This window comes from Amycolatopsis rhabdoformis, from assembly GCF_035918295.1.
GTDB classification, from domain to species: Bacteria; Actinomycetota; Actinomycetes; order Mycobacteriales; family Pseudonocardiaceae; genus Amycolatopsis; species Amycolatopsis rhabdoformis.
On the sequence record NZ_CP142149.1, the window covers coordinates 2,571,641 to 2,596,561 of the forward strand.

At 71.5% G+C, this 24,921-nt stretch carries 21 protein-coding genes; 10 read left to right on the top strand and 11 right to left on the bottom strand.

From position 1 onward, the window contains the following. Complete coding sequence (locus tag VSH64_RS12055) at positions 1-1,011, top strand: PucR family transcriptional regulator (RefSeq protein ID WP_326835645.1); 1,011 nt, start codon at positions 1-3, stop codon at positions 1,009-1,011. Between the two features lie 104 nt (positions 1,012-1,115). Then, positions 1,116-2,069, top strand: coding sequence for an alpha/beta hydrolase (locus tag VSH64_RS12060; RefSeq protein ID WP_326835646.1), 954 nt, complete (start codon positions 1,116-1,118; stop codon positions 2,067-2,069). Between the two features lies 1 nt (position 2,070). Here VSH64_RS12060 and VSH64_RS12065 read toward each other — a convergent pair whose 3' ends face one another. The 3 genes from VSH64_RS12065 to VSH64_RS12075 are packed head-to-tail and all read right to left on the bottom strand — an operon-like array spanning position 2,071 to position 5,456. After that, on the bottom strand, positions 2,071-2,817 hold the full coding sequence (locus VSH64_RS12065) for a succinate dehydrogenase/fumarate reductase iron-sulfur subunit (protein WP_326835647.1): 747 nt from the start codon (positions 2,815-2,817) through the stop codon (positions 2,071-2,073). Then, complete coding sequence (locus VSH64_RS12070; RefSeq protein WP_326835648.1) at positions 2,814-4,742, bottom strand: fumarate reductase/succinate dehydrogenase flavoprotein subunit; 1,929 nt, start codon at positions 4,740-4,742, stop codon at positions 2,814-2,816. Before VSH64_RS12070 ends, VSH64_RS12065 begins: the two co-directional genes overlap by 4 nt. A 3-nt stretch (positions 4,743-4,745) precedes the next feature. Continuing rightward, on the bottom strand, positions 4,746-5,456 hold the full coding sequence (locus VSH64_RS12075) for a succinate dehydrogenase cytochrome b subunit (protein WP_326835649.1): 711 nt from the start codon (positions 5,454-5,456) through the stop codon (positions 4,746-4,748). 83 nt (positions 5,457-5,539) lie between these two features. On the opposite strand from VSH64_RS12075, the gene VSH64_RS12080 reads away from it, so the two are divergent. The 4 genes from VSH64_RS12080 (at position 5,540) to fdhD (ending at position 9,798) form a co-directional block, all read left to right on the top strand. Continuing rightward, positions 5,540-6,469, top strand: a complete 930-nt coding sequence (locus VSH64_RS12080; RefSeq protein WP_326835650.1) for a LysR family transcriptional regulator — start codon at positions 5,540-5,542, stop codon at positions 6,467-6,469. A gap of 42 nt (positions 6,470-6,511) precedes the next feature. Continuing rightward, positions 6,512-7,420: an MBL fold metallo-hydrolase gene (locus VSH64_RS12085; RefSeq protein WP_326835651.1), complete on the top strand. Its 909-nt coding sequence runs from the start codon at positions 6,512-6,514 to the stop codon at positions 7,418-7,420. A 154-nt stretch (positions 7,421-7,574) separates the two neighbouring features. Then, entirely contained in the window at positions 7,575-8,930 is a 1,356-nt protein-coding gene (locus tag VSH64_RS12090; protein ID WP_326835652.1) for an OFA family MFS transporter, read from the top strand. Positions 8,931-8,946: 16 nt separating this feature from the next. Beyond that, on the top strand, positions 8,947-9,798 hold the full coding sequence (gene fdhD / locus VSH64_RS12095; protein ID WP_326835653.1) for a formate dehydrogenase accessory sulfurtransferase FdhD: 852 nt from the start codon (positions 8,947-8,949) through the stop codon (positions 9,796-9,798). Positions 9,799-9,889: 91 nt separating this feature from the next. Here fdhD and VSH64_RS12100 read toward each other — a convergent pair whose 3' ends face one another. From VSH64_RS12100 to sucC, 7 genes are all read right to left on the bottom strand, one after another. Continuing rightward, positions 9,890-11,050, bottom strand: coding sequence for an NAD-dependent formate dehydrogenase (locus VSH64_RS12100; RefSeq protein ID WP_326835654.1), 1,161 nt, complete (start codon positions 11,048-11,050; stop codon positions 9,890-9,892). Positions 11,051-11,153: 103 nt separating this feature from the next. After that, the gene (locus tag VSH64_RS12105) at positions 11,154-12,086 is read right to left on the bottom strand and encodes a LysR family transcriptional regulator (RefSeq protein WP_326835655.1); all 933 of its coding nucleotides are present in this window, start codon (positions 12,084-12,086) and stop codon (positions 11,154-11,156) included. A 46-nt stretch (positions 12,087-12,132) separates the two neighbouring features. Continuing rightward, the gene (locus tag VSH64_RS12110) at positions 12,133-13,008 is read right to left on the bottom strand and encodes a LysR family transcriptional regulator (RefSeq protein ID WP_326835656.1); all 876 of its coding nucleotides are present in this window, start codon (positions 13,006-13,008) and stop codon (positions 12,133-12,135) included. A 28-nt stretch (positions 13,009-13,036) separates the two neighbouring features. After that, positions 13,037-14,179, bottom strand: a complete 1,143-nt coding sequence (locus tag VSH64_RS12115) for a molybdopterin molybdotransferase MoeA (protein ID WP_326835657.1) — start codon at positions 14,177-14,179, stop codon at positions 13,037-13,039. A gap of 10 nt (positions 14,180-14,189) precedes the next feature. After that, complete coding sequence (locus tag VSH64_RS12120) at positions 14,190-14,705, bottom strand: beta-class carbonic anhydrase (protein WP_326835658.1); 516 nt, start codon at positions 14,703-14,705, stop codon at positions 14,190-14,192. Continuing rightward, positions 14,702-15,592: a succinate--CoA ligase subunit alpha gene (gene sucD / locus VSH64_RS12125; protein ID WP_326835659.1), complete on the bottom strand. Its 891-nt coding sequence runs from the start codon at positions 15,590-15,592 to the stop codon at positions 14,702-14,704. The genes VSH64_RS12120 and sucD overlap by 4 nt, the downstream gene beginning before the upstream one ends. Before the next feature lie 3 nt (positions 15,593-15,595). Next, positions 15,596-16,777, bottom strand: coding sequence for an ADP-forming succinate--CoA ligase subunit beta (gene sucC / locus VSH64_RS12130; RefSeq protein ID WP_326835660.1), 1,182 nt, complete (start codon positions 16,775-16,777; stop codon positions 15,596-15,598). A gap of 341 nt (positions 16,778-17,118) precedes the next feature. Between sucC and VSH64_RS12135 the strand changes: the two genes are divergently transcribed. The 4 genes from VSH64_RS12135 to VSH64_RS12150 all read left to right on the top strand — a co-directional run bounded on the left by VSH64_RS12135 (position 17,119) and on the right by VSH64_RS12150 (position 23,830). Beyond that, a complete protein-coding gene (locus tag VSH64_RS12135; RefSeq protein WP_326835661.1) occupies positions 17,119-18,861 on the top strand; it encodes a thiamine pyrophosphate-binding protein in 1,743 nt (580 codons plus the stop codon). A gap of 16 nt (positions 18,862-18,877) precedes the next feature. Then, positions 18,878-20,107, top strand: a complete 1,230-nt coding sequence (gene frc, locus VSH64_RS12140; RefSeq protein WP_326835662.1) for a formyl-CoA transferase — start codon at positions 18,878-18,880, stop codon at positions 20,105-20,107. Between the two features lie 11 nt (positions 20,108-20,118). Then, positions 20,119-22,257, top strand: a complete 2,139-nt coding sequence (locus VSH64_RS12145) for an acetate--CoA ligase family protein (RefSeq protein ID WP_326835663.1) — start codon at positions 20,119-20,121, stop codon at positions 22,255-22,257. Between the two features lie 172 nt (positions 22,258-22,429). Then, positions 22,430-23,830 (top strand): OFA family MFS transporter, encoded by a 1,401-nt coding sequence (locus tag VSH64_RS12150; protein ID WP_326835664.1) that lies wholly within the window; start codon positions 22,430-22,432, stop codon positions 23,828-23,830. Between the two features lie 61 nt (positions 23,831-23,891). On the opposite strand, the gene VSH64_RS12155 is transcribed toward VSH64_RS12150, so the two are convergent. Further along, positions 23,892-24,629 (bottom strand): GntR family transcriptional regulator, encoded by a 738-nt coding sequence (locus VSH64_RS12155; RefSeq protein WP_326835665.1) that lies wholly within the window; start codon positions 24,627-24,629, stop codon positions 23,892-23,894. Positions 24,630-24,921: the final 292 nt, after the last annotated feature.

The window sequence follows — 24,921 nt, forward strand, 5'->3', positions numbered from 1 at the left end:
GTGCGTGAGCTGGCCGGGCGGATGCGGGCGGTCGACCCCGGGGCCGGGGCCGCGTTGCAGGTGATCGCCCACTTCGACGCCCTGGTGGAGGCCCGCGCCGGGCTGGAAGCGACGGTGCGGGCCGCCGCGGTGCTCGCCGGCTGCGCCGCGGGCCTGGTCGTGCCGGATCGGCGCCTGCGCGTGCGCGTCGAACCCGACGGCCGGCGCGCGGCGGGCGAGCCGGGCGGCTTCTCGGTGCCGCTGCCGGGCTACGCGGGCGGTCTCGTGTGGCTGGACCGCTCCACCGACGATCCGGGGCAGACCGAGCTCGACCGGGTGGTCGTGGAACGCCTGGCCACCGCGGTCCGGATCGTGCTCGACCGCACCGGCCCCGGTCTCGGTGCCGGTGCGGCCGGGGATCCCGCCGCCGTGGAACTCCTCGTCGACGCCGGCACCGACGAGCCCACCCGCCTCCGCGCGGCCCGCAGCCTCAGTCTCGCTTCCGGGGGCAGCTTCGCCGTCACGGTCAGCTGTGGCGGTGCGCGACCGGCCGGGTCCGCGCGCCTCGGCGACCTCGACGTGACCATCGCCGCGGTCGCGGCGGCCCGCGGCACGCGCTCGGCCACCGGTCCGTCGGTGGGCCTGAGTGAGCTGCCTGCTTCCTACGAGCAGGCGCGGCTCGCCTTCCGGCTGACCGCCGACGGCGAACCGGGACCGTCCCATGTGGACGCGGTGGCTCTCGGCGGGCTGCTCGCGCTGGCCGCGGGATGTGACACCCCGGCGGCCGTCGCCGAGGTCGCGCTGCTGGAGCGCGTGCTCGCCGCACACCCGTGGGCGCCGGAAACGCTGACCGCCGTGGCCGCGGAACCCAGCCTCCGCGCGGCGGCCGCCGCCGTCCCGGTGCACCACTCGACCCTGCAGGCCCGGGTCGACGTGCTCACCGCGGAGCTCGGGTACGGCCCCGCGACCGCCGCCGGCCGCACGCGACTGACGATCGCGCTGGCGCTACGCCGGTTCCGGCGCACCCGCTGACCCCCGCCAAGTGGCGGGTCGACCCCGCCGCCTGACGGCTGCCGCCGCGAGCCGCTGGCGCCTAGCGTCGCGTTCGAGAAGACCCCCACCGGAAGCAGGCCGCGATGACGAAACCGCACCCCCCGTTCGACCCCGAGATCGCCGCCGCGCTGGTGGCGGTGAACGAGGCGCTGCCGTCGTCGATCACGCCGGACCTGATCGGCCGGCTGAGGGAGCTGACGGCGGCCGGGCACACGATGAGCCTCGCCGAGATCCGGGAGCACGTGGATGCCGAGGAGGTCGACGGCGACGGGGTGCCGCTGCTGGTGCTGCGGCCGAAGGGCAGCGACCCGGCGGTGCCGCTGCCGGGGATGTACTTCCTGCACGGCGGCGGCATGATGGCGGGCACGAACCGCACGGGTGCCGACTGGCTGCTGGGCTGGCTGGCCGAGATCCCGATGGTCGTGGTGAGCGCCGACTACCGCCTCGCGCCCGAGCACCCGCACCCCGCGCCGGTCGAGGACTGCTACTCCGGGCTGGCCTGGGTCGGCAACCACACGGCCGACCTGGGCATCGACCCCGGCCGGCTGCTGGTGGCCGGGGGCAGCGCCGGAGGTGGGCTCGCCGCGGCCACGGCGTTGCTGGCCCGCGACCGCGGCGGCCCCGCCCTGTGCGGGCAGCTGCTCGTGTGCCCGATGATCGACGACCGCGCGAGCACGCCGTCGAGCACCGAGCTGGTCGGCGAAGGCGTGTGGGACAGCGTCTCCAACGCCACCGGCTGGTCGGCCCTGCTCGGCGACGCCGCCGGCGGCCCGGACGTGTCGCCGTACGCGGCGCCCGCCCGGGCCACGGACCTCACCGGCCTGCCGCCGGCGTTCGTCGAGGTCGGGTCGGTGGAGACGTTCCGCGACGAAGCCGTCGCCTACGCCTCGCGGCTGTGGCAGGCCGGCGGGCAGGCCGAGCTGCACGCGTGGCCCGGCGGCTGCCACGGCTTCGACGAAGTCGTGCCCCACGCCCCGATCTCGCGCGAAGCACGCGAGAGCCGGGTGAACTGGCTGCGCCGCGTGCTCGCCGAGTAGGTCATTTGCGGCCCGAGCGCGCCGCCTTCAGGAACTCGCGGTTGAGGGTGGTGATGCTCGTGAGCGGGATGCCCTTCGGGCAGGCCAGGGTGCACTCGCCGCTGTTGGTGCAGCCGCCGAAGCCCTCGGCGTCCATCGTGTCGACCATGTCGAGCACGCGCTGGGTGCGTTCGGGCTGGCCCTGCGGCAGCGAGTTGAGGTGGCTGATCTTCGCCGCGGTGAAGAGCATCGCCGAGCCGTTGGGGCAGGCCGCCACGCAGGCGCCGCAACCGATGCAGGTGGCGTTGTCGAAGGCGAGGTCGGCGTCGGGCTTCGGCACCGGCGTGGCGTGGGCGTCGGGGGCCGCGCCGGTGGGGGCGGTGATGTAGCCGCCGGCCTGGATGATGCGGTCGAACGCCGAGCGGTCGACGACCAGGTCCTTGATCACCGGGAAACCCTTGGCGCGCCACGGTTCGACGTCGATCACGTCGCCGTCGGAGAACGCGCGCATGTGCAGCTGGCACGTGGTGGTGGTCTCGGGGCCGTGGGCCTGGCCGTTGATCACCACGCCGCACGAGCCGCAGATGCCTTCGCGGCAGTCGTGGTCGAACGCCACCGGCTGCTCGCCCGCTTCGATGAGCTGCTGGTTGAGCGTGTCGAGCATTTCCAGGAACGACATGTCGGTGCTGATGTCGTCGAGGGGGTACTCGACGAGGGTGCCTTCGGTTTCGGGGCCGGTCTGGCGCCAAACCCGCACGGTGAGTTTCACGTGTAGCTCCGCTGAGTGGGGTGGACGTACTCGAAGTTCAGGGGTTCCTTGTGCAGCACGGGCGTTTCGCCGTACTCCCAGGCCGACACGTGCGAGAAGTTCTCGTCGTCGCGCGCGGCTTCGCCGTCGGGCGTCTGGTGTTCCTCCCGGAAGTGCCCACCGCACGACTCCTCGCGCACGAGGGCGTCGAGCAGGAGCAGCTCCGCGAGCTCGAGGAAGTCGGCCACGCGGCCGGCCTTTTCGAGCTCCTGGTTGAGCTCCTCGCCGGTGCCGGGGATGCGGACGTCGCGCCAGAACTCCGCGCGCAGCTCCGGAATGCGTTCCAGCGCCTTGCGCAGGCCTTCGGCGGTGCGGGCCATGCCGCAGTGGTCCCACATCATCAGGCCCAGCTCGCGGTGGAACGAGTCGACGCTGCGGGTGCCGTTCACCGCCAGCAGGCGGTCGATGCGGCTCTGCACCTCGGTCTGCGCTTCGACCACGGCCGGGTTCTCGGCGGTCACGTCGGCGAAGCCGCCGCGGCCGATGTAGTCGTTGAGCGTGGCGGGCAGCACGAAGTAGCCGTCGGCCAGCCCCTGCATCAGCGCGGACGCACCGAGCCGGTTGGCGCCGTGGTCGGAGAAGTTGGCTTCGCCGATCACGAACAGGCCGGGCACGTTGCTCTGCAGGTCGTAGTCGACCCACAGCCCGCCCATCGTGTAGTGGATGGCGGGGTAGATGCGCATCGGCACCTCGTACGGGTTCTCCGCCGTGATGCGCTGGTACATGTCGAACAGGTTGCCGTAGCGCGCTTCCACGGCCGGGCGGCCGAGCCGCGCGATGGCGTCGGCGAAGTCGAGGTACACGCCGAGCCCGCCGGGGCCGACGCCGAACCCGGCGTCGCACACGTTCTTGGCCGCGCGCGAGGCGATGTCGCGCGGCACGAGGTTGCCGAAGCTGGGGTACTGGCGTTCGAGGTAGTAGTCGCGCTCGTCCTCGGGGATCTGCGCGGGCGGACGCGGGTCGCCCTTCTCCTTCGGCACCCAGATGCGGCCGTCGTTGCGCAGCGATTCGCTCATCAGCGTGAGCTTCGACTGGTGGTCGCCCGAGCGCGGGATGCAGGTCGGGTGGATCTGCGTGAAGCACGGGTTCGCGAAGTACGCGCCGCGCTTGTGGGCCCGCCACACGGCCGAGGCGTTGGAGCCCTTGGCGTTGGTGGAGAGGTAGAAGACGTTGCCGTAGCCGCCGGTGGCCAGCACCACGGCGTCGGCCAGGTGCGTGGTGATCTCGCCGGTCACGAGGTCACGGGCCACGATGCCGCGCGCGCGTCCGTCGATCACGACGAGGTCGAGCATCTCGGTGCGCGGGTGCAGCTCCACGGTGCCGGCGTCGATCTGGCGCGAGAGGGCCTGGTACGCGCCGATCAGCAGCTGCTGGCCCGTCTGGCCGCGGGCGTAGAAGGTGCGCTGCACCTGCACGCCGCCGAACGAGCGCGTGTCGAGCAGGCCGCCGTATTCACGCGCGAACGGCACCCCCTGGGCCACGGCCTGGTCGATGATCTGCGCGGACACCTCGGCGAGGCGGTGCACATTGGACTCCCGCGACCGGAAGTCGCCGCCCTTCACCGTGTCGTAGAACAGGCGGTGCACGGAGTCGCCGTCGTTGCGGTAGTTCTTCGCGGCGTTGATGCCGCCCTGCGCGGCCACGGAGTGCGCGCGGCGCGGCGAGTCCTGGAAGCAGAACTGCACCACGTGGTACCCCTGCTCGGCCAGTGTCGCGCCGGCCGAGCCGCCGGCGAGGCCGGTGCCGACCACGATCACGCGGTGCTTGCGCCGGTTCGCCGGGTTCACCAGCTTCGCCGCGAACTTCCGCGTCGACCAGCGGTCCTCGATCGGCCCTTCGGGGGCTCGGGTGTCGGCGATCGGTTCGCCGATCGTGTACTCGGGCATTGCTCAGCTCACCCATCCGGTCATCACGGAAATCGGGACGATCATGAAGCCGCCGGTGATCACCACGGCCAGCACCGTGCCGACGGTCTTGACCGTGCGGTCACGGGTCGCGCTCTTGATCCCGAGCGTCTGCGCGGCGCTCCAGAACCCGTGGTTGATGTGCAGTCCCAGCATCAGCAGCGCCACCAGGTAGATCACGTTGACCCACCACACCTGGAAGTCGGCCACCACGTTGTGGAACGGCTGCCCCTCCACGAAGTCCCGGTTCGCGACGCCGACGGTGAGGTCGAGGATGTGCCAGACGATGTACACCGCGAGCGTCGCACCGCCCCAGCGCATGGTGTGCGTCGCGAACGTCGCTCGCGGCCGCTGCCCGTGCGCGTACCGCACCGGTCTCGCCCGCCGGTCGCGCTTGGACAGCTGCACCGCCGCGGTCACGTGCAGCACCAGTGCCACCACCAGCACCGCGCGCTGGATCCACAGGAACCAGGCGTAGGGCAGCGCCGGCTCGCCGATGGTGCGCAGCCAGGCCGCGTAGTGGTCGAAGGTATCCGGCCCGAAGAAGATCTTCAGGTTGCCCGCCATGTGGGCGAGCAGGAAGACCACGAACAGCAGACCGGTCGCGGCCATCACGACCTTCTTGCCGATCGACGATTCCCAAAACAGCCGCACCGCCGGGCGTTTCCGCCGCGCGGTGGCGAGTTCACTTGCCACGCTGCGACGGTAAGTCCGCCCTCGACGAGAGGGCAAACACATGATTCCTCTCGTGACCATAGGCAGTGGCTATGCTGGGCGCCATGCAGGTCCAGCAGCTCGCATATTTCCTGGCAGTGGCCGACACGCGGCATTTCACCCGCGCCGCCGAACAGGAACGTGTGGCGCAACCCTCACTCTCCCAACAGGTCCGGGCACTCGAACGGGACGTCGGCGCCACCCTGTTCCACCGGGTCCGCGGCAACGTCACGCTCACCGAGGCCGGCGAGGCGCTGCTGCCCATCGCGCGGCGCATCCTGGCCGAGACCGAGACGGCGTACCGGGTGATCCGGGAGCTCGACGAGCTGGGCCGCGGTCGCGTGCGGCTCGGCGCCACGCCCAGCCTGTGCACGGGCCTGCTGCCGGTGATGCTCGCGGCCTTCCGCCGGACCTATCCCGGCATCGAGCTGGTGCTGCACGAGAGCGGCTCGCGCGACCTGCAGACCGAGCTGTCGGAAGGCGGGCTCGACCTGGCGATGATCGTCGACAGCCGGGTGCGCGACGACCACCGCCTGCAGAGCACGCCGCTGTTCGTGGAAGAGCTCGTGGTGATCTCGCCGAAGCACGAGCCGCCGCCGGTGCGCGGGCGGATGGTGATCGGGGACCTCAAGGACCGGCCGCTGGTCATGTTCCGCCGCGGGTACGACCTGCGCGAGGCCACGGTGAACGCCTGCCGCGCCGCCGGGTTCGACCCCACCTTCGCCATCGAGGGCGGGGAGATGGACGCGGTGCTGGAGCTGGTGCAGGCGGGCCTCGGGCTCGCCGTGGTGCCGAGCACGGTGGTGGGCGAGCGGTTCCGGATGACACAGTTCACCGAACCGGGCCTCACCCGCGTGGTGCGCCTCGCCTTCCGTCGCGACGTCGAGCTGCCGCGCTCGGCCCGCGCGCTGCAGGAGGAGATTGTCCGGTTCCTGGCCGAAGGCGGTGGGCTCGGTCACCTTCCGCCCGGGATCCGCTCGCTCGCCACCCGCTGAGCGGGGCATGATCAACTCGTCGGACCGGGAGGGGAGTGCGTGGTGGCGGGTGTGCTCAACGGGCAGTCGGCCGTGCGGGTGCTGGAGTTCGAGGGGACGCGGCTGACCTACGTCGTCGACGGCGCCCTGGACATGGTGCCCGGCAAGTTCTTTCCCGGGATCCCCGCCGCCTACTGGACCGAACACCCCGAAGCGCTCGACGCGCAGGGCCGCGTCGCGATGTCCGTGGGCGGTCTGCTCGTGGAACGCGCCGGCCGGAAGCTGCTCGTCGACGCCGGGCTCGGGCCTGTGCACGGCACGGTGTCGATCAATGACGAGCCGGTGTCCTATGCCGATTCCGGCGCGCTGCCCGACACTCTCGCCGCGCTCGGTCACCGCCCCGACGACGTCGACACCGTCGCGTTCACGCACCTGCACGTGGACCACACCGGCTGGGCGTTCGTCGACGGCCGCAAGTTCTTCCCGGCGGCCGCCTACCTCGTGGCGGCCGAAGAGTGGGCGCCGCACGCGCGCGGCGAGACGATCCCGGGCGCGCCGGGCCGGGCCGACGTGCTCGAGCCGCTGGCGGGCACGCGCCAGGAGATCGCCGACGGCGACGAGATCTTCCCGGGCGTGCGCGCGATCGTGACGCCGGGCCACAGCCCCGGCCACACCGCGTACGTGGTCGAGGCGGGGGAGCGGCGGGTGGTCGCGTTCGGCGACGTCTTCCACCTTCCGGCCCAGATCACGCACCCCGAGTGGCCCTCGCTGCCCGACGTCGACACGGCCGGCGTGCTCGCCGCCCGGCGCCGGATCGTCGACGAACTCGCCCGGCCCGGCACGATCGGCTTCGCGTGCCACTTCGGCGACCAGGTCTTCGGCCGCGTGCTGGTGGATGCCGACGGCGTGGCGCGCTGGCAGCCGGTGGAGGCGGAGGCCGTGTTGCCCGCGCCGCGGGTGCCGCAGAGCTGAACGCGGCGCCGTACCTGCCGTAGTTCGTGCTGGTCGGCGGCGGCCGCCGAGATCGTTCCACCCGTCGGGGTAAGCCCGTGGACACGGTGGAGCACGGGTGCTATAACCGGACTACTCCATACTGCATACAACATCCAGTCGAGCGGGTGACGCCATGTCCGAGCCCCAGACCACTACCGCGGTTCGCGAACTGAGGGACGTCTATGGACGCCGGTACCGGGTCGGTGAAAGCGACCTGGACCTGCTCGGCCGGCCCCGGAGCTGGATGCTGTGGCTCAGCGGCGCCGCGATGTTCGCCGCCGGGCTTCAGCAGTACGGCTTCGGCGCCATCGCGCCGGTGCTCACCGGCGCGCACGGCTGGACGTTCACCGAGGTCGTGGTGTCGCTGGCCGTGTGGGCCGTGGCGCAGGCGAGCGTGGTGTTCCCCGCCGCCTGGCTGCGCGACCGCGGCAAGCTGCCACCGTCGTTCGCCGTGGTGCTGGGCGGGATCCTGTGCGCGATCGGCCTCGTGACGCTCGGGCACGCCTCGAGCCTCGCGGTCGTGTTCGTGGGCTACTCGCTGCTCGGCGGGGTCGGCACCGGCCTGGTCTACGGCACCTGCGTCGGCGCCGTGATGCGCTGGTTCCCCGACCACACCGCCACGCGCGTCGGCGCGGTGAGCGGGGCGTTCGCCTACGGCAGCGTCCCGTTCGTGCTCGTCGCCGGGTTCGGTCTCGGCGTCGGCAACCGCGGGGTGCTGCTCGACGTCACGGCGGCGCTCGTGCTCGTGGTCGTGGCCGGCTCGGGGGTGCTGCTGCGGTACCCGCCACCCAACTGGTGGCCGGCCGGCGCGCCCGACCCGCGCGAGTGGGCGCGCGACAAGGTGCGCAACCGCACGGTGTCGGTCAACCGCCCCGCCGTGCGGCACTACCGCCCGGCCGAGCTCCTGCGCTGCGGCACCACGCTCGCCCTGTACAGCACGGTGGTGCTGGCCGCCGCCGTGCTGTTGTTCGACCTGGCCTACTTGGGCACGTTCGTCGCCGAGCAGGGTGGCGGCACGGGGCTCGCGGCGGTGGCCCTCGCGGTGCTCGCCGGCGTGACCGGCACCGGCCGCGTGCTGCTCGGCTGGCTGTCCGACCGCGTCGGCCGCCGCCGGATCCTGCAGCTCGCGCTCGTGGCCGGCGGCATCGGCCAGTTCGTGTTGTTCTACTCCGGCGAGCACCGCCACGCCTTCGGTCTCGTGCTCGGCGCCGCGCTGGCCGGCCTCGGCAACGGCTGCTGCTACACGCTGCTCACCGGCCTGGTGCGCGAGTACTTCGGCGAAGAGTCGGCGTTGCAGAACTTCGGCGTGCTCTACAGCGCCAAGGCCGTGGGCGCGCTGCTCGGCATCGGGCTCGCCGCCCTCGTCGTCACGGCCCACGGCTACTTCGGCGCCTTCGCGGCGGCCGGGCTCTTCAGCCTGGCCGGCGCGTTCCTCACCGGCCGGCTCACCCAGCCGGGCCGGCCCAAGTCGCTGCTGCCCGCGCGCTGACCCCGGAGGTGGCCCCATGGGCCGGATGACCAGCAGACGCCGCGTGTTCCGCGTCGTCGACGGCGAGCTCACGATGCGCCCGGACACCCTCAGCGCCGAGGAGCCGCTCGAGATCCGCGTGGCCGGCAAGGCGCTCACCATCACGATGCGCACGCCCGGCAGCGACTTCGACCTCGCGGCGGGATTCCTCGTGGGGGAGGGGATCGTGCACCAGGGCGCCGACGTCGCCGGCATCCGCTACTGCGCCGGGGCCACTGTGGACGGTTCGAACACCTACAACATCGTCGACGTCGTGCTGCGCGCCGGCGTGCCGCTGCCGGATCCGTCGCTGGAGCGCAACTTCTACACCACGTCGTCGTGCGGCCTGTGCGGCAAGGCGAGCCTCGACGCGGTGCGCACCACGCTGCGGTGGCCGGTCACGGCCGACCCGCTGGCCGTCGGCCCGGAGGTCCTTTCCGGACTGCCCGACGCGTTGCGGGAAGCCCAGAAGGTGTTCGACCGCACCGGCGGCCTGCACGCGGCCGGGCTCTTCGACCGTGACGGAGACCTGCTCTGCATCCGCGAGGACGTCGGCCGGCACAACGCGGTGGACAAGGTCGTGGGCTGGGCCGCGCGCGAAGGCCGGCTGCCGCTGACCGGGCACCTGCTGATGGTGAGTGGCCGCGCATCGTTCGAGCTGGTGCAGAAGGCGGCCATGGCGGGCATCCCGTTGCTGGCCGCGGTTTCGGCGCCGTCGTCGCTCGCGGTCGAGCTGGCCGAGGAGGTCGGGCTCACGCTCGTCGGCTTCCTGCGGGGCAGCTCGATGAACGTCTACACCCGCGCCGACCGGCTCGGTCTGCACGACCCGCTGCAGCTCGTCGACCACTGACCGGTGGCGCACGGACCAGTCGTGCCCCCGGGTGTGGCGTTCGGTGCGTTGAGCGCACCGAACGCCACCCCTGGGTGGTCTGGCCCTCGGTTCAGCGGTGGGCCGAGTACGAGTGCGCACCCGTGCCGGCGAGGTTGCCACCGTCGACGATGAGGTACTCGTCGCGGATCGGCGTGCCCGCGAACCACGATTCGAGGATCTCGCGGGTGCCCGCGGCGTAGCGGGTCTGGGCCGACAGGGTCGAACCCGAGATGTGCGGCGTCATGCCGTGGTGGGGCATGGTGCGCCACGGGTGGTCGGCCGGCGCGGGCTGCGGGAACCACACGTCGCCGGCGTATCCGGCGAGCTGGCCGCTCTCCAGGGCCTGCACGATGGCGTCGGGGTCGGTGATGCGCGCGCGGGCGGTGTTGATCAGGTACGTGCCCCGCTTCATCGTCGACAGGAGCTTCTCGCCGAACAGGCCCTCGGTCTCCGGGTGCAGCGGCGCGTTGATCGTCACCACGTCGCAGTGCGGCACCAGGTCCGCGGCGCTCTCGTGGAACGTCAGGCCCAGTTCCTGCTCGACCTCGGCCGGCAGGCGGTGCCGGTCGGTGTAGTGCAGGTGCACGTCGAACGGCTTGAGGCGGCGCAGCACCGCGGTGCCGATGCGGCCGGCGGCGACCGTGCCGACGTGCATGCCCTCGAGGTCGTAGGACCGCGAGACGCAGTCGGCGATCTTCCAGCCGCCTTCGAGCACGGTCTGGTACGAGGGCAGGTAGTTGCGCACCTGCGAGAGGATCATCATCACCACGTGCTCGGCGACGCTGATGCTGTTGGAGTAGGTCACCTCGGCCACGGTCACGCCGTGCGCGATCGCCGAGTCGAGGTCGGTGTGGTCCGAACCGATGCCGGCGGTGATCACGAGCTTGAGGTTCTCGGCCTTCTCGAAGCGTTCCGGCGTGAGGTAGGCCGGCCAGAACGGCTGGGAGATCACGATGTCGGTGTCGGGCAGCTCCTGGTCGAACACCGAGCCGGCCCGGTCCTTGTCGGAGGTCACCACCAGCTGGTGGCCCTGGCTCTCCAGGAACTCCCGCAGGCCGAGCTCGCCGGAGACGCTGCCGAGCAGGGCGCCGGGGGTGAAGTCGAGCGCCTTCGGGGACGGGAGGGTCTGGCCGCCGGGGTAGCCGTCGAGCTGGGGAAGATCGTCGCGCGCGTAGCTCTTGGGGTAACCGTCGACGGGGTCGTCGTACAGCACGCAGAGCACCTTTGCCATGGTGTGTCTCCCGAGGTTTTTCGTTGGCAGCTAACGACTTCTACCCTCCTCCGCGGGGTGGAGGGGGTCAAAGCGTTAGTGCCTATGCCGAGATAGGCCCCGGCTATCGCACCGGCGCGAGGAACCCCGCGAGCACGCGTTCGAGCACCCCGCGCACGTCGACCTGAGGGGTCACCTCGAGCAGCGCGCGGGCGAGGATGGGCTCGGGGTCGCGATCGGCCATCACGAGCCCGATCTGCGGCGGCTGCGCCGGCGCTTCCAGTGGCACCACGCGCATTCCCGGTGGCACGCCGAACATGTGCAGCCAGGCGTGGGAGATCACGCTCGACCAGCGGCGCGAGGCGACGTGCGCGTAGAGACCCGACACGGTGTCGGTCTCGATGGCCGGGACCACCGACGCGCCGGCGTCGGCGAAGAACGTGTCGAGGATGCGCCGGTTGCGCATCTGCTGGCCGAGCAGGCACAGCGGCACCGTGGCGACCTCGGCCCAGCGCACCAGCTGGCGCCCGGCGAGCTCACCGTCGCGCGGGGTCAGCAGCAGGTAGCGCTCCTCGTAGAGCGGGAAGGTCCGGACCGCGCCGAGCTCCTCGTCGTCCACATAGGTCAGCGCGATGTCCAGCTCGTACTCCGCGAGCCGGCGGGTGATCTCCCTTGACGGCAAGGATTCCAGCGTCACGCGGGCGTGCGGGTGCCGTTCGCAGAACGGGGTGGTGAGCAGCGTCGCGGCCGTGAGCGAGGTCGGGATCGTGCCCACGCGCAGCACGCCGGAGAGGCTGCTGCGCATCGTGGAGAGGTCCTGGCGCAGGCCGTCGCACTCGGCGAGGATCCGGTGCGCCCACAGCAGCACGCGCTCGCCTTCGGGGGTGAGGCCCTCGAACCGGCGCCCGCGGCGCACGATCGGCGCGCCCAGCTCGTGCTCCAGCTTCCGGATCGCGGCCGAGAGCGAGGGTTGCGACACGTGACAGGCGTCGGCGGCGCGGGCGAAGTGGCGTTCTCGTGCGAGCGCGACGAGGTACTCCAGTTGGCGTAGCAGCACATCTCATCATGGCAGCCCGGGCACGACCGGGAAAGACCTTGCGGCGTCAGGTCAGGTGCCGCAGCACGGCCGCCACGACCGGCGGCGGATCACCGGCCGGCCGGGTCACGGCGATGTGCCACGTGGGGCCGCCGCGGCTGAACGAGCGGGGCGTGAGATCGGGGAACCGCGCGGCGACGGACGCGGGCAGGATGCACGCGCCGAGGTCGTGGCGCACCAGCTCCGCCGCGGCCGCCACGTCGGTGACCTCGTGGGCCACCGTGCGGCGCACCTGGGCGGTCTGGAACGCGCGGTCGGTGGCCTCGCGGTTGGCCCAGCCCGGCGCGAAGTCGATCACGGCGGACGCCGCCGCGTCGGCCGCGCTGACCGGCCGGTCGGCGCCGCGATCACCGGCCGGCGTGAGCAGTACCATGGCTTCGCGCCGCAACGGCCGGCTCACCAGGCCTTCGCCGGCCACGCAGTCCTCCACCGCGACCAGCGCGTCCACAGAGGACTCCCGCACGACCGTGCGCAGCTGTCGCGGCGGAACCATGAGCACCTGCACCTGCACGCCGGGGTGTTCGCGGCGCAGGGCCGCCAGGGCGTGGTGCGGATCGGGCCACGCACCGGGCATCACGCCGATCCGCACGCGCCCGGTGAGCTTCCAGCGGGCGCCGTCCACGGTCGCGCGGGCGTGTTCGGCGGCTTTCAGCGCGGCGCGCGCGGCGGGCAGGAACGCCCGGCCCGCCGGGGTCAGCGCCACGCGGTGGGTGGTGCGTTCGAACAGCGCCGTGCCGAGGTCGCGTTCGAGCGCGCGGACCACCGTGGACACCGTCGACTGCACGGTGTGCAGGCGGTGCGCCGCGGCGGTGAACCCGCCCTCCTCGGCGACCGCGACGACGATCTCCAGCTGCCGCAGGTCCATCCGCTCTCCCGTCGTCACTTCAGTCGGCACACCCCGGTCGCCGGGGTCAGGGCAGGGGCAGCAGCTCGACGTCACCGCCTCGCCACCCCGGTGGCACCACGGCCAGGGCGTCGGCGAGCGCGGCGCCCCACAGCGAACCCGGCCGGTCGTGGCCCACCGGCGTCACGTCGCCGCCCGAACGCACCACGGGCACGAGCCGCGTGTCGCTCGCGTGCCCGGGCAGCGGCGCCGCGGCCCAGCCGGTGACCGGCGGCGCCACGCGGTGCCCACCCAGCTCGCGCAGCAGCGGTTCGAGCAACGTCAGCCCGGCCCCGAGCGCCGCGAACGGGTTGCCGGGCAGCCCGACCACGCACCGGCCGTCGGGCAGCACCGCGAGCAGTTGCGGGTGCCCGGGCCGCACCGCGACGCCGTCCACCCGCACGTCGGCCAGCAGCGCCCGCAGCACACCGCGCAGGTGATCGGCCGGCCCCTTCGAGGTGGCGCCGCAGACCACGACCACGTCCGCGTCGTCGTCCGTCAAGGCGGCGGTGAGAGCGTCGGGCCGGTCGGCGAGCCGCACGAGGCCGTGCTCGTCGGCACCGGCGGCCCGCAGCAGCCCCGGCAGCAGCGGCCCGATCGCGTCGCGCACGCGGCCCGGCGCCGGCACGCCGGAAGTCTGCACCTCGTCGCCGGTCACCACCACCGAGACCCGCGGCCGGCGGTGCACCAGCAGCGTGTCGTGGCCCACCGCCGCGGCCGCGCCGAGCACCGCGGCCGTGACGGTGTTCGAAGTGGCCAGCAGCTCTTCGCCTTCCGGACAGTCCTCGCCGCGGCGGCGCACGTGCTTGCCGGTGACCACCTGCCCGCTCACCCGCCGTCCACTGTGGACGGCGTGCTCGACCGGCAGCACCGCTCGCGTGCCGGCCGGCACGGGAGCGCCGGTGGCGATCTCCAGCGCCGTGCCGTGCGCGAGCACTCCGGCGTAGGCCGCGCCACCGGCCCGGACCGCGCCCACCACGGTCCACGGTCCGGGCCCGGCGACGGCGTACCCGTCCATCGCGGAGTTGTCGTACGCCGGCATCGGCACCAGGGCACGGACCGGGCTCGCCAGCGCCCGGCCCAGCGCTTCGGACAACGGCAGCTCCACCGCCTCGAGCGGCTTCACCGCGTCGCGGGCGATCCGGCGGGCCTCGGCCCATCCCCGGTGCATGGTGTACCTCCTAGTCCGGCCGGACCACGGCGCCGACCTCGGTCATCGCCCCGGTCCGTTCGTCGTACACGAACCCTCGCACCGACGCGGTGTGCGGCAGGAACGGACTGCTGCGCACCCGGCGCAGGCACTGGCGCACGTCCTGCCCGGCGTCGGTGAACGCCTCGGCCGACCACGGCGGCCGGATCCCGGTGCCTTCCTCGACCTGGCGGGCGAACTCCGTGTCCGTGAAGGTTCGCATGCCGCAGTCCTCGTGGTGGACGAGGATGATCTCCCGGGTACCCAGCAGCCGCTGGCTCACCGCGAGCGACCGGATCGCGTCGTCGGTCACGGCGCCGCCGGCGTTGCGGATCACGTGCGCGTCGCCCTCCTCCAGTCCGAGCAGCCGGTACACGCTGAACCGCGCGTCCATGCAGGCCACCACCGCCACGCGCCGGCGCGGCCGCTTCGCCAGCCGGCTGTGGTCGAGGCCGCGGTGGTAGCGCCCGGCGTTGGCGACCAGCGCGTCGGTCTCGCCCACGGTCACGGCGTGCCCGCGAGGACCTCGCGCACCAGGCGCGCGGTCTCGCTCGGCGTGCGCCCCACCCGGATGCCCGCCGCCTCCAGCGCCGCCTTCTTCGCCGCGGCGGTGCCGGCCGAGCCCGAGACGATGGCGCCGGCGTGGCCCATCGTCTTGCCCTCCGGCGCGGTGAACCCCGCGACGTACCCGACCACGGGCTTGCTCACGTTCTCCCGCACGTAGGCCGCCGCGCGTTCCTCGGCGTCGCCGCCGATCTCGCCGATCAGCACGATCACGTCGGTGTCCGGGTCCTTCTCGAACGCCTCGACGGCGTCGATGTGGGTGGTGCCGATCACCGGGTCGCCGCCGATGCCCACGCAGGTGGAGAAGCCGATGTCGCGCAGCTCGTGCATCAGCTGGTAGGTGAGCGTGCCCGACTTCGACACCAGCCCGATGCGGCCGGGGCCGGTGATGTCGGCGGGGATGATGCCGGCGTTGGACCGGCCGGGGGAGACGATGCCGGGGCAGTTCGGGCCGATGATCCGCGTCTTGCCGCCCTGGGCCACCGCGTGCGCCCAGAACACCGCGGAGTCGTGCACCGGCACGCCCTCCGTGATCACCACGGCCAGGCCGATCCCGGCGTCGACGGCCTCGATCACCGCGTCCTTCACGAACGGCGGCGGTACGAAGAGCACCACCACGTCGGCGCCGGTCTCGGCCATCGCTTCGGCGACGCCGCCGAACACCGGCAGCTCGTGCTCGCCGACGGCCACCTTCTGCCCGGCCTTGCGCGGGTTCACGCCGCCGACCACGTTCGTGCCCGCGGCCAGCATCCGCTTGGTGTGCTTCATGCCTTCGGCACCGGTCATGCCGGACACGACGACACGGCTGTTCTCGTCGAGGAAGATCGCCACTTCTCAGGCCTCCGCACTAGCAGGAACGGTCGCGAGCTTGGCCGCCTCGAGGGCGGCGTCGTCCATGGTCTCGACCACGGTCACGAGCGGGTGGGCGGCGTCGGCGAGGATCCGCCGGCCCTCGGCCACGTTGTTGCCGTCGAGGCGCACCACGAGCGGTTTCGTGGCGCGCGTGCCGAGGATCTCCAGCGCCTGCACGATGCCGTCGGCCACCGCGTCGCACGCGGTGATGCCGCCGAACACGTTCACGAACACGCTGCGCACGTCCGGGTCGCCGAGGATCACGCCGAGCCCGGCCGACATCACCGCGGCCGACGCGCCGCCGCCGATGTCGAGGAAGTTCGCGGGCCCGCGCGCGCCGACCTGCGCGGCCGCGGCGGCGACCACGTCCAAGGTGGACATGACCAGGCCGGCGCCATTGCCGATCACGCCGATGTCGCCCTCGAGCTTCACGTAGTTGAGGCCCTGCTCGGCGGCTTCGCGCTCCAGCGGGTCACCGGCGTTCGGGTCGGCGAACGCGGCGTGGTCGGCGTGGCGGAACTCGGCGTTGGCGTCGAGGGTGACCTTGCCGTCGAGCGCGATCACCGCGCCGCTCTTGGTGCGGGCCAACGGGTTGACCTCCACGAGCGTGGCGTCCTCGGCCACGAAGACCTCCCAGAGGCGCACGAGCGCGTCGGCGATGTCGTCGGCCACCTCGGCCGGGAACCGCGCCGCGGCCACGATCTCGGCGGCCTTGGCCCGGTCGACGCCGGCGAGCGCGTCGACCGGCACCTTCGCGAGCGCCTCGGGCCGCGTGGCCGCGACCTCCTCGATCTCCATGCCGCCGGCCACCGACGCCATCGCGAGGAAGGTGCGCTCGGCGCGGTCGAGCAGGTAGGACACGTAGTACTCCTCGGCGATCTCGCTCGCCTCGGTCACCAGCACCTTGTGCACGGTGTGGCCCTTGATGTCCATGCCCAGGATGTCGTCGGCGACCTGTTCGGCGTCGTCGGGCGAGGCGGCGAGCTTCACCCCGCCGGCCTTGCCGCGCCCGCCGGTCTTCACCTGTGCCTTCACCACCACGGTGCCACCGATCACCACGGCGGCCGCGCGCGCTTCCTCCGGGCTCGTGGCCACGCGGCCGCGGGGGACCGGTACGCCGTGCGAGGAGAACAGCTCGCGCGCCTCGTGTTCGAAGAGATCCATCGGAGTCCTTCCTGCCGGGCCCGGGTGGGCCGCGAACGGGACTGGGGGACGAAAGGGGCCGCTCGGGTGGCCGTCAGCCGCACCGGGTCCGGGGAAAAAACCTGCGGAAAAACGTGCGGATGGCCCTGGACAGCGGGTCGCTCGGAGAGTAATCCTAATGCCTACCTCATACGGTATGCAATCTACAGTTTTCGACGAAGGTGCCGCTGACCTGGAGGGATGTCCTTCGCCACGGCTGTGGACGGAGGCAGTGCGCACAAAGCGCAGTGCGCAACTTCGGAGCGCACCGGAACGAGCGCCCGGATCAGAGAGGTCCGGCGTGAGACCAGAGGAGTTGAGCAATGGCGCCAACCACGACCGGCCAGAACGTCGACAAGGACCGGGCCGCCCCTGCGACGAACGGCGGCCAGCCGGCCTCGGACACGATCTCCGGCGGGCACCTGGTGGCCAAGGCGCTCAAGGCCGAGGGTGTCGACACGATCTTCACGCTGTGCGGCGGCCACATCATCGACATCTACGACGGCTGCGTCGACGAGGGCATCAACGTCATCGACGTACGCCACGAGCAGGTGGCCGCGCACGCCGCCGACGGCTACGCGCGGATCACCGGCCGGCCCGGCTGCGCGGTCGTCACGGCGGGCCCGGGCACCACCGACGCGGTCACGGGCGTGGCCAACGCGCTGCGCGCCGAGAGCCCGATGCTGCTGATCGGCGGCCAGGGCGCGCTGAGCCAGCACAAGATGGGCTCACTGCAGGACCTGCCGCACGTGGACATGATGACCCCGATCACGAAGTTCGCCGCGACCGTGCCCTCGACCGCCCGCGCGGCCGACCTCGTGTCGATGGCGTTCCGCGAGTCCCTGGCGGGCGCCCCCGGCCCGGCGTTCCTGGAGATCCCGCGCGACGTGCTCGACGCCCGGGTGCCGCTCTCGGCCGCCCGGATCCCCGAGGCGGGCCGCTACCGCGCGTCCACCCGCAGCGCCGGTGACCCCGCCGACATCGAGAAGCTCGCCGACCTGCTGGTGCACGCCAAGAAGCCGGTGATCCTGCTGGGCAGCCAGGTCTGGACGACCCGCGCGGCCGAGCCGGCGACGGAGCTCGTGCGCACGCTGAACATCCCCGCGTACATGAACGGCGCGGGCCGCGGCACGCTGCCGCCGGGCGACCCGCACCACTTCCAGCTTTCGCGCCGCTACGCGTTCGACAACGCCGACGTGATCGTGATCGTCGGCACGCCGTTCGACTTCCGCATGGGCTACGGCAAGCGGCTCTCGCCCGAGGCCACCGTGGTGCAGATCGACCTCGACTACAAGACCGTCGGCAAGAACCGCGACATCGACCTGGGCCTCGTCGGCGACGCCGGCCAGATCCTCGCCGGGGTGACGCAGGCGGCGTCGGGCCGCGTCGACAACGGCGCGCCGGCCCGCAAGCCGTGGCTCGAAGAGCTGCGCGCGGTGGAGGAGAAAGCGAAGGAGAAGAGGCTGCCGCAGCAGCACTCCGACGCCAACCCGATCCACCCGTACCGGCTCGTGCACGAGATCAACGAGTTCCTCACGGAGGACTCGATCTACATCGGCGACGGCGGCGACATCGTCACCTTCTCCGGCCAGGTCGTGCAGCCGAAGTCGCCGGGCCACTGGATGGACCCGGGTCCCCTCGGCACGCTCGGCGTCGGCATCCCCTTCGTGATGGCCGCGAAGCACGCCCGCCCGGACAAGGAGGTCGTCGCGCTCTTCGGCGACGGCGCGTTCTCCCTCACCGGCTGGGACTTCGAGACGCTGGTGCGGTTCAACCTGCCCTTCGTCGGGATCGTCGGCAACAACTCCTCGATGAACCAGATCCGCTACGGCCAGGCGCAGAAGTACGGCCTGGGCCGCGAGCGCATCGGCAACACCCTCGGCGACGTCCGCTACGACGAGTTCGCCCGCATGCTGGGCGGCTACGGCGAAGAGGTCCGCGACCCCGCCGACATCGCGCCGGCCCTGCAGCGCGCCCGGGAGTCGGGCAAGCCGTCGCTGATCAACGTCTGGGTCGACCCGGACGCGTACGCCCCGGGAACCATGAACCAGACGATGTACAAGTAGCCGGGAGGCAGGAAAAATGGGAAAGGCACTCGAAGGCGTCCGCGTCCTCGACATGACCCATGTCCAGTCGGGACCGTCGTCGACCCAGATCCTCGCCTGGCTGGGCGCGGACGTGATCAAGGTGGAGACACCCGGCCGCGGTGACATCACCCGCGGCCAGCTGCGGGACCTGCCCGGGGTGGACAGTCTCTACTTCACGATGCTCAACGGGAACAAGCGCAGCATCACCCTGAACATGAAGAGCGACGAGGGCAAAGAGATCTTCACCAAGCTGGTGTCCAGTGTGGACATCCTGGTGGAGAACTTCGGCCCCGGCGTGGTCGACCGCTTCGGCTTCTCCTGGGAGAAGCTGCAGGAGATCAACGAACGGCTGATCTACGCCTCCATCAAGGGCTTCGGACCCGGGCGCTACGCCGATTTCAAGGCCTACGAGGTCATCGCCCAGGCCATGGGCGGCTCGATGAGCACCACCGGCTTCGAGGAGGGCCCGCCCACCGCGACCGGCGCGCAGATCGGTGACTCCGGCACCGGCATCCACCTGGTGGCCGCGATGCTCGCCGCGCTGTACCAGCGCACCAACAGCGGCCGCGGGCAGCGCGTGCAGGTGGCCATGCAGGACGCGGTGCTCAACCTCTGCCGCGTGAAGCTGCGCGACCAGCAGCGCCTCACCCACGGCCCGCTCGGCGAGTACCCCAACGAGGTGTTCGGCGACGAGGTGCCGCGCTCGGGCAACGCCTCCGGTGGCGGCCAGCCCGGCTGGGCGGTGCGCTGCGCGCCCGGTGGTCCCAACGACTACATCTACGTGATCATCCAGCCGGTCGGCTGGCAGCCGCTCACCGAGCTGCTCGGCCAGCCCGAGCTCGCCGAGGACCCGGAGTGGGCCACCCCCGAGGCCCGGCTGTCCAAACTGGACAAGGTGTTCGCGCTCGTGGAGCAGTGGACCGAGCGCCACACCAAGTGGGAGGTCATGGAGAAGCTCAACGCCCACAACATCCCGTGCGGCCCGATCCTGTCCACGAAGGAGCTCATCGAGGACGAGACGCTGGCCGAGCTCGGCACCGTGGTCGAGGTCGACCACCCCGAGCGCGGGAAGTTCAAGACCGTGGGCTGCCCGCTGAAGCTGTCGGACTCCCCGGTGGACATCGAGCGTTCGCCGCTGCTGGGCGAGCACAACGGCGAAGTGCTGAACGAGCTCGGCTACACGGGCGACGACCTCGAGCGGCTGCGCACCGCAGGCGTGATCTAAGGAGAAGCTGGATGACCACGGGAACCGGCCGCGAAGCGGTCGAGAAGATCCTGGCGCAGGCGGCGGCCGAGGGGCGCTCGTCCCTCACCGCTCCCGAAGGCCGCGCGGTGTGCGAGGCCTACGACATCCCCACCCCGGCCGAACGGCTCGCGACCTCGGCCGACGAGGCCGTGGCGCAGGCGCAGGAGATCGGCCTGCCGGTGGTGCTGAAGATCGTGTCGCCCGACATCCTGCACAAGACGGAGGCCGGCGGCGTGCTCGTGGGCCTGCGCACGGCCGAGCAGGTGGCCGAGGGCTACGCCACGATCCTGGCCAACGCCAAGGCCTACAACGAGAACGCGGTGATCGTCGGGGTGCAGGTGCAGCAGATGCTGACCACCGGCCAGGAGGTGATCATCGGGTCGGTCACCGACCAGACCTTCGGCAAGATCGTGGCCTTCGGGCTCGGCGGGGTGCTCGTCGAGGTACTCAAGGACGTGACCTTCCGCCTCGCCCCGACCAGCGAGGCCGAGGCACTGTCCATGGTGGACGGCATCGCCGCCGCCGAGATCCTCAACGGAGTGCGCGGTGCCGAGGCAGTGGACAAGGCGGCCCTCACCGGCATCATCACCCGGCTCTCGCAGCTGGTCACCGACTTCCCGCAGCTCGCCGAGGTCGACCTCAACCCGGTGCTCGCCACGGCCGGCGGCGCCACCGCGGTCGACGTGCGCATCCTGGTCGACCCGGAAGCGGCGAAGGAGCCGGTGCGGTTCACGCAGGACGAGATCCTCGCGTCCATGAACCGGATCATGAAGCCGGCCGCGATCGCGGTGATCGGGGCTTCGGCCGAGGACGGCAAGATCGGCAACTCGGTCATGAAGAACCTCGTCAACGGCGGCTACGCGGGGGAGATCTACCCGATCAACCCCAAGGCGTCGGAGATCCTCGACCGCAAGGCCTACGCCAGCATCGCCGACGTACCCGGTGACGTGGACGTCGCGGTGTTCGCCATCCCGGCGAAGTTCGTGTCGGCCGCGCTGGAAGAGGCCGGGGCGAAAGGCGTGGCCGGGGCGATCCTGATCCCTTCCGGCTTCGGCGAGACCGGCGAGATCGAGCTGCAGAACCAGGTCGTGGCGATCGCGCGCAAGCACGGCGTGCGCATCCTCGGGCCGAACATCTACGGCTACTACTACACCCCGGAAAACCTGTCGGCGACGTTCTGCACGCCCTATGACGTCAAGGGCGGTGTCGCGCTCTCCTCGCAGAGCGGCGGCATCGGCATGGCGATCCTCGGCTTCAGCCGGTCGGCGGGCATGGGCGTGTCGTCCATCGTGGGCGTGGGCAACAAGGCGGACATCGACGAGGACGACTTGCTCACCTTCTTCGAGAACGACGACAACACCCAGCTCGTCGCGATGCACCTCGAAGACCTCAAGGACGGCCGCTCGTTCGCCGAGACCGCCAAGCGCGTGTCGGCGAAGAAGCCGGTGATCGTGCTCAAGGCCGGGCGCACCTCGCAGGGCGCCAAGGCGGCGAGCTCGCACACCGGCGCGCTGGCCGGCAACGACAAGGTCTACGACGACATCCTGCGCCAGAGCGGCGTGATCCGGGCGCCGGGGCTCAACGACATGCTCGAGTACGCCCGCGGCATCCCGCTGCTGCCCACGCCGAAGGGCGAGAACGTCGTGATCATCACCGGCGCCGGCGGCTCGGGCGTGCTGCTGTCCGACGCCTGCGTGGACAACGGCCTGTCGCTGATGGAGATCCCCGACGACCTCGACGTGGCGTTCCGGAAGTTCATCCCGCCGTTCGGCGCGGCCGGCAACCCGGTGGACATCACGGGTGGCGAGCCGCCGTCGACCTACCGCAACACGATCGCCCTCGGCCTCTCCGACGAGCGCATCCACTCCTTGATCCTCGGCTACTGGCACACGATCGTCACGCCGCCGATGGTGTTCGCGGAACTCGTCGTCGACGTCGTCGAGGAGTTCCGCCGCAAGGGGATCCACAAGCCGGTGGTGGCGTCGCTGTCCGGGGACGTCGAGGTGGAGGCCGCGAGCGACCACCTCTACGCCAACGGGATCGTCGCCTACCCCTACACGACCGAGAAGCCCGTGGCGGTGCTCGGTGCCAAGTACCGCTGGGCGAGGTCGGCCGGTCTGCTCGGTTGATCACTTCCGGCGAGAAGGAAGGAGGCGTATCTTGCCGGACACCTAGCCGTCGGTGACGCGGGGGACGGGAGACACGCACGAAACGCCGGGCGCGCGCGGTCGCGCCCGGCGGGGGACAGGAGCCACCCCACTCAGAGGGAACCCAAGTCAACGTTGACGAAAGAGAACTCTCATGACCGCAGCCCTACCGACGTACCAGGAGATCGTCGACGACAACGGCCGCAAGTACCGGATCGGTGAGAGTCCCAGAGACATCATGGGCCGCTCACGCGCATTCATGGTCTGGCTGCCGTGGATCGCCATGATGGCGGTGAGTGTGTTCGAGTACGGCTGGGGAGCCGTCGAAGGCACGCTCGAAGAGAAGTACGGCTGGTCCTTGTCGGACGCGTTCTGGCTGGCCAGCATCTGGGCCGTGTTCCAGGCCGGGGTCGCGTTCCCGGCCGGCCGGCTGCGCGAGAAGAACATCGTCTCGGCCAAGACCGCCATGCTCATCGGCGCCGTCTGTTCCGGGATCGGCTACTTCACCATCGCGCACAGCGGGAACCTGGTGCTCGCCTTCATCGGGTACTCGGTGCTCGGCGGCACCGGGGCCGGATTGGTCTACGCCACCTGCATCAACATGGTCGGCAAGTGGTACCCCGAGAAGCGCGGTGCCCGCACCGGCTTCGTGAACGGCGGCTTCGCCTACGGTTCGGTGCCGTTCATCTACCTGTTCAGCGCGTTCCTCGGGCACGAGAACCTGACCATCACGCTCGACGCCATCGGCCTCTACATGCTGCTGGTCGTCGGGATCTGCGGGTTCCTGTTCAAGGACCCGCCGAAGAACTGGTGGCCCGCCGAGGTCGACCCGATCGCCTGGCTCAAGGGCAAGGCGACCGGCAACGCGAAGAGCCTGGAGAAGAACCCGCCGGCCGTCCGGCAGTTCACGCCGATGGAAGCGATCAAGACCGGCATGCTCCCGCTGATGTGGGTCACGCTGATCGTGATCGGCGGTGTGTCGTTGTTCGGCATCAACTTCCAGGTGCCCTTCGCCGAGGAGAGCCACTTCGGTGCGTTCGTGGCGGCCTCCTCGGCCGGCATCCTCGCGATCGTGAACGGCGTCGGCCGCGGCCTGGTCGGCTGGGCGTCGGACCGCATCGGCCGCAAGCAGACGCTGTTCTGGGTGCTCGTGATCGCCGCGGTCGCGCAGTTCGGCGTGATGTGGTCGGGCAACACGCACAGCCTGTTCTGGTTCATGGTGTTCGCGGTCCTGACCGGGTTCGGCAGCGGCGCGTTCTACCCGCTGTTCGCCGCGCTCGTGCCGGACTACTTCGGCGAGAACCACAACGCCACCAACTACGGCCTCGTGTACAGCGCCAAGCTCATCGGCGGTGTCGGCGGCGGTGGTCTGGCGGCGGGCGTGATCGCCGCGTGGGGCTACACCGGTGCGTACGTGCTGGCCGGCTGCATCGCGCTGCTGTCGGCGTTCATGGTGCTGTTCCTGCGCCAGCCGGGTCGCCGCAGCGGCCCGACGGCCTCGGAGCAGGCCGTGGTCGCCGAGGCTTCGCCGGCCGCCGGGGCCGCCGGCAGCTGACGCTTGCCGGGGGTTTTCGGTACAGGGCCCGGGAGTGAGGGGGCGGCTGACGCCCGCCCCCTCACTCCCGGGCTGCTTCGGGCCGCTCGTGGAACGCCTGGCGCGTGCGTTCCGTGTGGTGGGCCATGATCTTCTCCGCCTTGTCGACCTCGTGCGCCGCGACGGCCTCGATCAGCTCGGCGTGCTCGTGCCAGGCGTCGTGGCCGCGGGGCCGGGCGATCGGCGTGTAGTACCAGCGCACGCGGCGGTCGACGAGCCCGATCAGCTCGGCGAGCACGGCGTTGCCGGTGAGCTCGGTGAGGAAGGCGTGCAGGTCGGCGTTGGCCGAGACCAGGCCTTCGCTGTCGTCGGCGGCCAGCGCTTCGAGCCCGGCGTTCTGCAGTTCCCAGAGCCGGGCCACGTCCGCCTCGGTGGCGCAGGTGGCGGCCAGGCGGGCCGAGTGGGTCTCCAGGACCGCGCGTACGCCGAGCAGCTGGTCGGCTTCCTCGTCGGTGGGCATGTGCACGAAGGCGCCCTGCGCGGGCCGCAGGTCGACCCAGCCCTCGGTCTGCAGGCGCTGCAAGGCTTCGCGCACGGGCTGGCGGCTCACGCCGAGGTACTCGGCCAGATCGGCCTCCACCAGGTGCTGACCGGGCTCGAGCGTGCGGTTGATGATCAGCTCCGCCAGCGCGTCGTACACGACCTGGCGCAGCGGCGCCGGCCGCTCCACCCGCTGGGCCGACTTGGCCGCGAGGGACCCCTTGGCCGTGCGCCGACCGGTGGGCCCGCGCTCGGGCAGGGGAGAGGCGGTCTGGGTCACGGGGCACCTCTTGATCCGGGAAACGCGGGCGGTCTGTGGTCTGTTCGCGAGCCCGGAGTCCGCCGAAAAGCGGTGACTTACCGGAGCTGAACCCAGAATACAGGTTTTGGTATGCAAAATCCCAACTCTTCACTCTGTGGTCTGGATCTCACCCGAAGTGGATCAATCCGGCACCCCTGAAATGACAATCAGTATCGGGTCCGCCTGCTCCGCCCGGGTGTCATCGGCGAATCCCATCACCGGATTCTGGTGTCAGGCGGATTCTCGGGATACTGTATGCAATCGCTGTGTT

Excerpts from the sequence above, each read along its gene's own strand:
- VSH64_RS12060 (WP_326835646.1), top strand. The coding sequence starts at position 1,116 with ATGACGAAACCGCACCCCCCGTTCGACCCCGAGATCGCCGCCGCGCTG.
- VSH64_RS12070 (WP_326835648.1), bottom strand. The coding sequence starts at position 4,742 with ATGCCCGAGTACACGATCGGCGAACCGATCGCCGACACCCGAGCCCCC.
- VSH64_RS12080 (WP_326835650.1), top strand. The coding sequence starts at position 5,540 with ATGCAGGTCCAGCAGCTCGCATATTTCCTGGCAGTGGCCGACACGCGG.
- VSH64_RS12090 (WP_326835652.1), top strand. The coding sequence starts at position 7,575 with ATGTCCGAGCCCCAGACCACTACCGCGGTTCGCGAACTGAGGGACGTC.
- fdhD (WP_326835653.1), top strand. The coding sequence starts at position 8,947 with ATGGGCCGGATGACCAGCAGACGCCGCGTGTTCCGCGTCGTCGACGGC.
- VSH64_RS12100 (WP_326835654.1), bottom strand. The coding sequence starts at position 11,050 with ATGGCAAAGGTGCTCTGCGTGCTGTACGACGACCCCGTCGACGGTTAC.
- VSH64_RS12115 (WP_326835657.1), bottom strand. The coding sequence starts at position 14,179 with ATGCACCGGGGATGGGCCGAGGCCCGCCGGATCGCCCGCGACGCGGTG.
- sucC (WP_326835660.1), bottom strand. The coding sequence starts at position 16,777 with ATGGATCTCTTCGAACACGAGGCGCGCGAGCTGTTCTCCTCGCACGGC.
- VSH64_RS12135 (WP_326835661.1), top strand. The coding sequence starts at position 17,119 with ATGGCGCCAACCACGACCGGCCAGAACGTCGACAAGGACCGGGCCGCC.
- frc (WP_326835662.1), top strand. The coding sequence starts at position 18,878 with ATGGGAAAGGCACTCGAAGGCGTCCGCGTCCTCGACATGACCCATGTC.
- VSH64_RS12145 (WP_326835663.1), top strand. The coding sequence starts at position 20,119 with ATGACCACGGGAACCGGCCGCGAAGCGGTCGAGAAGATCCTGGCGCAG.
- VSH64_RS12150 (WP_326835664.1), top strand. The coding sequence starts at position 22,430 with ATGACCGCAGCCCTACCGACGTACCAGGAGATCGTCGACGACAACGGC.